At 76.9% G+C, this 2,120-nt stretch carries 2 protein-coding genes; both read right to left on the reverse strand.

Annotated elements, in window-relative coordinates:
- Positions 1–977: aminotransferase class V-fold PLP-dependent enzyme (locus FAF44_RS52930; RefSeq protein ID WP_237111077.1), on the reverse strand; the 977-nt coding region annotated here is incomplete at its 3' end.
- Positions 978–1,034: 57 nt separating this feature from the next.
- Positions 1,035–2,120 (reverse strand): hypothetical protein (locus tag FAF44_RS52935; protein ID WP_237111078.1); only part of this gene is annotated, 1,086 nt, incomplete at its 5' end.

Genomic DNA, 2,120 nt, shown 5'->3' on the forward strand with positions numbered 1-2,120 from the left:
GTCGTGTAGACGTGGAAGCTGGCCCGCACCCGGCCCGCCCGTACGGCGGCCCTGATCCCGGCCGCCGCCAGCCGCTCGCCGGGGGCGTCCACCGAGACGATGGCCGTGTCGGAGGGCTCCAGGCCGAGGCCGGTCCTGAAGCGGTTGGCGAGGGCGACGTCATGATCGCGGACGCGTTCGACGCCGATCTCGTTCAGCAGCTCGATGGCCGGCGCGGCCCCCACGTACGAGAACCAGGCCGGCGACAGGTCGAACGCCCGTGCGTCACCGGCCAGGCGCAGCGGCGGGCCGTAGTAGGAGCCGCCCTCGTCGGCGCCGGCGTACCAGTTGGCGGCCAGCGGGCGCATGCGCTCGCGCAGGCGGGGCGACAGGTAGCCGAACGCCGCCCCGCGCGGCGCCATCAGCCACTTGTACGCGGCGCACGCCAGCGCGTCCACGCCCGTGACCTCGACGGGCAGCCAGCCGCACGCCTGGGAGGCGTCGGCGATGACGAGCGCGTCGTGCTCGCGGGCGGCGGCCACGATGTCCGGCAGCGGCGCGACGTACCCGGTGGCCGACTGGACCAGGCTGAACGCCACGGCGGCGGTGTCGCGGGTGATCGCGTCGGCCACCCGGTCGGCGGGCACCGTCACGACCTCGGCCGCCACGGCCCAGGGGAACAGGTTGCTGGTGAACTCGATCTCCGGCACCACGACCTTCGCCCCCGGCGGCAGTGCGGTCGCCACCACGGACATGATCTGCGAGACCGTCGAGCTGACGGTCACGTCGGCGGCCGGAGCTCCGACGAGGCGGGCGAACGCGGTTCTGGCCCGGCCCACGGAGGCGTCCCACGGCTGCCAGTCGCTGCTGCCGTGCCGCCAGTCGGTCAGCGCCGCCTGGAGCTCCTCGAAGGCGGGGCGCGGGGGGAGTCCGTAGGAGGCGGTGTTCAGCCAGCCCGGGTCGGCGTCCCAGAGCTCTGCTGCCGTGGCGATGTCCATGGGGTCAGCCTAGACGTCCCGCAGAAGGTGATCTACGTTGTAAAGGCGTCGGCCGGGTCACGGTGCGGCGGGTCGCCGGCGAGCGGCGCGCTGCCACAGCGCGGGCCAGCCGCCGTGCCCCAGCCACGTGACCGGGACGCGCAGCCCGCCGTCGGCGACGCGCTCCCAGAACACGTCCAGGTCCGCGCCCAGCTCCACGGCTCCCGGGAACGCGCGCGGCCACGGCCCCGACGGGTCCTCCAGGTCCGTACGCGGGAAGCCGGGCACGCTCGTCCGGCCCGGCTCGCTCACCGCGACCGTCGGCAGGGCGGGGTCCGGCGGCCAGGTCGTGACCGCGACCACCAGCGCGCACAGCGCCGCCGTGTCCGCGTGGCGGGCCACGTGCCGGGCGAACAGCGGGTCGGCGGCGCGGGCCAGGCGGCCGACGGCGGCGCGGACCCTGCGGGCGACCAGCTCCATCGAGCGGGCCGGCGCGATCGCCTCGTGCCGGGCGAGGCCGCGCAGCGAACCCGGCAGGGGTGCGTCGAGCAGCAGCAGCCCGAGCTGCGGTCGTCCACCGGCTTCGGCCCGGCCGGGCGGCCGGACGGCGTCCGCCGGCCGGGACCGCTGGTCGTGGTCAGCAGCGCGGGGGTGTTCCTCGGCGTCCGGCCCTGCGGGGTGTTCCCCGGCGTCCGGTGGCGGGAGGTGCTGCCCGGGGTTCGGTGGAAGGAGGGGTTGCCCAGCGTTCGGTGGGGGGAGGTGCTGCCCGGTGTCCGATGGCCGGAGGTGCTGGTCGGTTGCGCCGAGTTGGGCGGGCGGCAGGGTGGTGAGGGCGTGTTCGAGCGGGCGCACCCCGGTGGCCCGCCACAGGGCCGCCAGGCCCACCGCCGGCAGGGCGTTCAGGCAGGCGCGCTCGATCCGGTCGGCGGGCAGACGGCGCAGCGCGGTCAGCAGCTCCGACTGGGCGGCGGCCGAGCCCAGGTCGTCGGCCAAGGCAGCGTCGGCGGACGTCCCGGCGCGTGTGTCGTACAGGGCGCGCAGGGTGCGCAGGGCGTCCGCCGTGTCCGGGGCCGTCATGGCGGCGGCCGCGAGCACCGCCAGCGGCGCGCCGACCTCCAGGAACGCGCGGTTCGCGGAGCGCCGCGCGGCCGGGCGGGGCTGGGG

Source organism: Nonomuraea sp. MG754425 (assembly GCF_021699195.1).
Taxonomy (GTDB): domain Bacteria; phylum Actinomycetota; class Actinomycetes; order Streptosporangiales; family Streptosporangiaceae; genus Nonomuraea.